Origin of the sequence: Winogradskyella pacifica (genome assembly GCF_003386275.1) — a bacterium.
Taxonomy (GTDB): Bacteria; Bacteroidota; Bacteroidia; order Flavobacteriales; family Flavobacteriaceae; genus Winogradskyella; species Winogradskyella pacifica.
This window is the reverse complement of record NZ_QREI01000011.1, coordinates 20981-27103: the sequence shown is the minus strand read 5'-3', so window position 1 is coordinate 27103 and position 6123 is coordinate 20981. Positions and strand designations below refer to the sequence as shown.

General features: G+C 30.2%; 7 protein-coding genes. 4 read left to right on the top strand and 3 right to left on the bottom strand.

The genetic code is table 11. The annotated features are described in order from the left end of the window. Window positions 1-1043 precede the first annotated feature (1043 nt). Window positions 1044-2069, top strand: coding sequence for a S1C family serine protease (locus DFQ09_RS17510; protein ID WP_115812709.1), 1026 nt, complete (start codon window positions 1044-1046; stop codon window positions 2067-2069). A gap of 179 nt (window positions 2070-2248) precedes the next feature. Here the strand turns inward: DFQ09_RS17510 and DFQ09_RS17505 are convergent, their stop codons facing one another. Further along, window positions 2249-2575, bottom strand: coding sequence for a hypothetical protein (locus tag DFQ09_RS17505; RefSeq protein ID WP_115812707.1), 327 nt, complete (start codon window positions 2573-2575; stop codon window positions 2249-2251). 207 nt (window positions 2576-2782) lie between these two features. Between DFQ09_RS17505 and DFQ09_RS17500 the strand changes: the two genes are divergently transcribed. The 3 genes from DFQ09_RS17500 to DFQ09_RS17490 are packed head-to-tail and all read left to right on the top strand — an operon-like array spanning window position 2783 to window position 3696. Beyond that, window positions 2783-3127: a YtxH domain-containing protein gene (locus tag DFQ09_RS17500; protein WP_115812705.1), complete on the top strand. Its 345-nt coding sequence runs from the start codon at window positions 2783-2785 to the stop codon at window positions 3125-3127. 8 nt (window positions 3128-3135) lie between these two features. Then, window positions 3136-3477: a hypothetical protein gene (locus DFQ09_RS17495; RefSeq protein ID WP_115812703.1), complete on the top strand. Its 342-nt coding sequence runs from the start codon at window positions 3136-3138 to the stop codon at window positions 3475-3477. A 6-nt stretch (window positions 3478-3483) separates the two neighbouring features. Beyond that, complete coding sequence (locus DFQ09_RS17490) at window positions 3484-3696, top strand: DUF6327 family protein (protein WP_115812701.1); 213 nt, start codon at window positions 3484-3486, stop codon at window positions 3694-3696. Between the two features lie 307 nt (window positions 3697-4003). Here DFQ09_RS17490 and DFQ09_RS17485 read toward each other — a convergent pair whose 3' ends face one another. After that, complete coding sequence (locus DFQ09_RS17485) at window positions 4004-5035, bottom strand: AI-2E family transporter (protein WP_115812699.1); 1032 nt, start codon at window positions 5033-5035, stop codon at window positions 4004-4006. Window positions 5036-5046: 11 nt separating this feature from the next. Continuing rightward, on the bottom strand, window positions 5047-6117 hold the full coding sequence (locus tag DFQ09_RS17480; RefSeq protein WP_115812697.1) for a response regulator: 1071 nt from the start codon (window positions 6115-6117) through the stop codon (window positions 5047-5049). Window positions 6118-6123: the final 6 nt, after the last annotated feature.

Below are 6123 nucleotides of genomic sequence, written 5' to 3'. Positions count from 1 at the left end.
TAAAATTGATCTTTTAAAAATTCCAGAAATGGAAGGTTTGATTGGTTGGTTAGACGTACAGATAAAATGAATCGTCTCAACAGGAAACTGGAAGTTTCGACTTCCAGTTTCTATTTTAAAAAATATTACTCAGACTGACTTGGGTCAGTTTATACTCTAATAAGCAGTATAATTAATAAGATAGCTCTTTGAAAACATAAAAATATAGGGTCTTGGTGTAGCAATGCAACAGTGACTTTAGGTGTTCAACTGTACTTGATAGCTTTAAGCCTATTGTTTTACTTTGAAGAAGTGAATACAAAATCAGATTAAGTCTATAAAGAACATTGTGCACCAGTAATCTGGGACATTTAGTTGTCCCAGATTATTTAAAACACTGATTATCAAATACTGTAAAATAAGTGCAACCAGTATGAAGCGATTGAATTTGTTTTACTAAAATTGACCTTTTAAAAATTCCAGAAATGAAAGGTTTGATTGATTGGTTAGACGTACAGATAAAATGAATCGTCTCAACAGGAAACTGGAAGTTTCGGCTTTCAGTTTCTATTTTAAATAATATTACTCAGACTGACTTGGGTCAGTTTATACTCTAATAAGCAGTTGTAGATTAGCAGTATAATTAATAAGATAGTTTTTTGAAAACATAAAAATATTGGGGCTTAGTGTAGTAATACAACAATGGCCTTAGGTGCAAAACTGTACTTGAAAGCTTTAAACGTATTGTGTTAACTTTGTAAAGAAGTGTATGCAATATCAGACTAAGACTGTAAAGAACATTTTTACCAGTAATCTGGGACATTTAGTTGTCCCAGATTATTTTAAGTATTGGTTATTAAATACCATAGAACAACTATAACCTATATGGAGCGATTGAAATTGTTTATTACTAAAACTAATGTATTCTAATGTTAGAAAAAGAGTATTTTAGTGTAGGTGTAAATAAAAATAGTCACTTCATTAGAAAACGGGAAGCCAAGGCTTCCCGTTTTTGATTTAAAACATATTCTAAATGTATCAAACTAATAATAATAATAATAATAATGAATAAACTATGTCTTTCTATATTACTCTTATTTACTGTTAATGTAAATTCACAAAATCTTTCCGAACTTTATAATGACGTAAAGTCGTCTGTAGTAGTCATCAATATTATTACTGTTGAATCAAGAAAAGTTAATGATGATTTAAATTTACTAGCAAAAGCCACTCAAGGATCTGGTGTTTTAATATCTGAAGATGGTCTAATTTGGACCGCAGCCCATGTGGTGCAATCTGCTGAATTAGTTCAGGTAGAATTTTTAGATGGTGAACTCTTTGAAGCTGATGTTTTGTCATCAAACCCATTAGCGGATGTTGCATTAATTAGAATTAAAGGTGAATTTCACTTAAAGAACAAAAAAGTCGCAAAAATTGGAAATTCTGATATGCAAAACATTGGTGATGATATTTTTGTGATTGGCGCACCATTCGGCATTAAACAAACTTTATCTAAAGGAATTATTAGTGGTAAACATTATTTAGATCCTTCAAATAGCAGTTTAGCGAATGTTGAATTTCTTCAAACGGATGCTGCAATTAATCACGGAAATTCTGGAGGTCCAATGTTTAATATGAAAGGGGAAATTATAGGAATTACTAGCAGAATTCATAGTGAATCTGGTAGTTTTAATGGGCTTGCATTTGCTATCTCTTCTAATACAGCAAAAAAAACATTAATGGATGAACCTAATTTATGGACAGGAATGAATTCTATATTGGTAACCGGAAATGTCGCTAAAGCTCTAAATATACCTCAAGAATCTGGATTGCTAGTACTTAGTTTATCATCTAAAGGAGCAGCTAGTAAAATAGGTCTTAGAGGTGGTTTTATTGAAGCTACTATTGATGGTGTAAAACTCTTAATTGGTGGTGATATTATTTTAAATTTTATTGATGTAAATTTTAGCCAATCCAACTTCAAAAACCTAATTAAAACAAAAATGGATACTTACAAAAAAGGAGATAATCTTTCTATGACTATTTTAAGGCATGGAAAAATAATTAGCCTAGAATTTATAAAGGAATAACTTGAATTTGTTTACGCTTTAAAATCATTTTCAATATTAAATAAAATTCAATTCACTTTTGTCTCCTCTTAAAATTAACAAATAACAACCGCTATTCAACATCTTTAAAGACATTGTTGCTTGTGCTTCACTACCACCAATTCCTCTAAAAATTCCGTAAGAACCAGAAGATAATGTCGCTAAAGATTTCCGTTTATTTTATGAAGAAATATTGTCATTAAATATCCAACAATAAATACAGATCCACTTTCTGGATTATAAGAAGAACCAAAATTTACAGTCTTACCCATTAAATTCTGCCAATATAACTTAATAATACTATTATCCATTGAATACATAATATCTTTATCCATACCAAATTGGTTCACTTTTCCTAAAATAGAAAGATGAAAAAGATTGGTATTTGCTTCTTTTAAATCTTTCAAAGTATTTTCTAATTGCCGTAGATCTTTACAAGCTTTAAAAGATACTTGTTTTTGCACTTTGTTGAAGTTATTTGACATCATTATTTTAATATAGTTGGTATAACACCTAACAAAACTAAGTTAAGTCCTTTAAGGCTTATTGTAAATAATGTAGGTCAATCTAAAAAAAACAAACGCAATTTAATATGTTAAAAACGTAAATAAAACTTTAACAACTGATCTGTATCATTTTTGAAAAGGCAATCGCTAATTATCTTTATAGTATATAATAACTTAAATAATTATACCATGGATAATAATAATAATAATAATAATAATAGAAATCTATTTATATCCTTTGTAACTGGCGTAGCCATTGGTACAGGTCTAGGTATTCTATTTGCACCATTTAAAGGTAGCGAAACTAGAGAAAAAATAAAACATACAGTAGCAGATACCACACACGATATTTCTGATCGTTTAAAACAAGCTAAAGACGAACTTACTAAAACTGCTCATGAAAAAAAGGAAGCTTTTGACAAAAAATTAGATGAGACTGTTTCTAACATGAGTTATAAAGCAGAAGTTCTAATTACATCCTTAGAGGCTAAACTTGAAAATCTTAAGAAGAAAAATGCACAACTGCATAAATAAAGACTTATATGGCTTTTTATCAATTTAAAGAAACTATTAAAGAATTAGATGTAGATGCACGTAGTTGTTTAAAATATAACGAATCGTATCTAGAGCTAAAAGTATTTAAAATACTTATGAGGTTAGTAACTAGTTTTTTTCAAACTGTATTTGTAGGATCACTCTTGTTACTAGCCTTATTTGTTTTATTTATTGCAATATCTTATGTCATAGGACAAACGTTGGGAAGCACCTGGCTCGGGTTTGTAATTGTAAGCGTGTCCTTAATGCTTTTAGCCCTACTCTCTTATAGATTTCGGAAAAAACTAAAACAAACCAATAATCAGTTTTTACTCTTCACATTAGTTTAATAAATTATGATACTCAAATACTACAATTCTTTTGAAGAAATTGACACACATCTCAACATACTAAAACTACAAAAGTCCATAGAAAAAGAGCTGTTGGTTTATAATTACCATAAAGCGAAATATTTGCCTAATCCAAAACATATTGCATTAGAAATTGGTGACATTCTTCAAGAAAAGATTATCAAGATACTTCTAAATCGCTATTATTGGATATTTTGACTAATACCAACTGAGATTTAATACAAGTATATAGCATAATAATCTGTAGATTACATATTCAGTTTACAAAACAAAAGTTCTAGACATAAATTTCCTAAAATATAATTAAATTTTGCTGTTTAATTGGTAAATTAATGTTCCAAAATTTTTCAGAAGTAAAAATAAAATGCACTTACCATATAGTCTTAAACCTATTTAACGGCATAACATTCGCGTTTGCATTAAACAAACTCATGTTTGACGATTATTGAAACCCAAAAGATTATCTATTTTTTTAGAATGAATTTACTATGATTAATTCTCATCATTAAACGTCAGTGTTATATTCCGATAACTTTCCATATTCAGCCTTATAAATATTAATCAATCCTAAAAAAACACTTATTAATAGAGGACCAAAAATCACTCCAATAAACCCAAATAAAGGAATACCTACAAGTACTCCAAAAAGTGTAATCAATGGATGTACATTATCTAGTTTTTTGAGAATATATAACCTTAAAAGGTTATCTGTAGCACCAACGACCACAGTACCATAAGTTAAAATTCCCCAAGCCTGAAAAGAATTACCATAAGATAAAGCAAGTAAAAATACTGGTACAATTCCTATCGATATACCAAGAAAAGGAATTAGCGAACCAATAGTTGTAATTGCAAACCAAAATAGCGCATCTTCAATACCAAAAATCACAAACCCAATAAGCGCAATAAAACCTTGTGCCAAAGCAACTAAAGGAATACCAATAGCATTAGATTTTACCATGGATTGTACCTCGCCACTAATTTCATCAATATTCTTAGAACTCATAGGAATAAAATCAGTAAAAGCCTGTCTTAGTTTTTTAAAGCTAATTAGCATAAAATAGAGCATAAAGTACATAATACTAATAGCTATAAATAGATTAAAAGTACTGCCTGCCATATTTTGTATACGCTCCGTTAAAAAAGTGGTAACTGCCTGTGTATCGATCTGAGAATTAATGTCTATTCCTATTTCAGTTTCTAGATTTCCCATTAAATCTTTAAGAGCATTAATTACTTTTTCGCTATTACGAGCTATGTCAGAAATTTTTTCACCTAACAATAATCCAAAACCAATAAGAGGAATTAGAATAACAAAAAAAGAACCTATCATTAATGTGGCAGCAGCTAGTGCAGGTTTCCAGCGGTAATGAAACACTAATTTTTTCATTATGCTTTTTAATAAAATGTAAAATGTAATTGCGCCTAAAACACCTGTTAAATAAGGAAGTATTTCGTAGAAAATTAAACTACCAGTAAAGAGAATTAATAGTAACACAAAAATTTGACGGATTATTTTAGGCTCAATATGTGTCATACAATGTAGGTTTAACCAAATTGGGCAATATCCTCAAGGGTTTCTTTGTCGTCTATCACTATTTTTCTAGCATGGCCAATGGTTATTAAACCTTCATTCTTAAATTCGGTGAGCATACGAATGGCTGTTTCTGTAGCTGTACCAATAAGACCCGCAAAATCCTCTCTACTAATACTTATACCATTGTTTTCGTTATTTAGTAAAATAGACTTGTTATGTATGTCTAATAAGGTTTTAGCCACACGTTGTCTTACAGTTCCAAAAGCCACGTTAATTAGTTGTTCTTGTACTTCTACTAAATTATTTGATATTATACTAACAAACTTATTGGCAACATCTTTATTGGTGTGCAAAAGGGTTGTAAAATCCGATTTTGGAATTTCGTACAGTTCTGCATCTTCAAGTATTGCTGCAGATTCTATATAGCTCCCATGGTCAGACAATAATGATAACTGGCCAACAAAATGACCAGCGCTGCACAAACCTGTAACAAACTCTTTACCCTTTTCGGTGGTTTTATAAGTCTTTACTGCTCCACGTTGTATAAAATATAAATAATTAGCCCTATTGTTTTCCCTATAGAGTACAAATCCCTTACTATGTTTTTGCAGTGAATAATCTCTAGATAAATGGTCCAAATCCAAATAGTTAGATGCTGCTTTTATAAATTGTCTAACGCCTTCAATCGAAGGAGAAAAGTGCTGCTTTAAAAAATTGTGTTTTTTCAAACGACATTCTATAGCTTCTAACAATTCTTTTTCACTAAACGGTTTGGTTAAATAATCGTCTGCCCCTAGATTCATGCCTTTTCGCATGTCTATTTTTTCTGTCTTAGCTGTGAGAAAAATAAATGGAATACTAGCTGTAATGGTGTTTTTGTTTAAACCTTGTAACACTTCATAACCGTCTAATTCTGGCATCATAATATCGCACACAATAACATCAGGAAGTAAATGCTTTGCCTTTTCTACACCTACTTTTCCATTTTCGGCTGTTACAGTGGTATAACCTGCAAGTTCTAGAATGTCTGCTGTATTTTCACGAACAATCTCATTGTCTTCTATAATCAGTACTTTTTTCATCGAAAA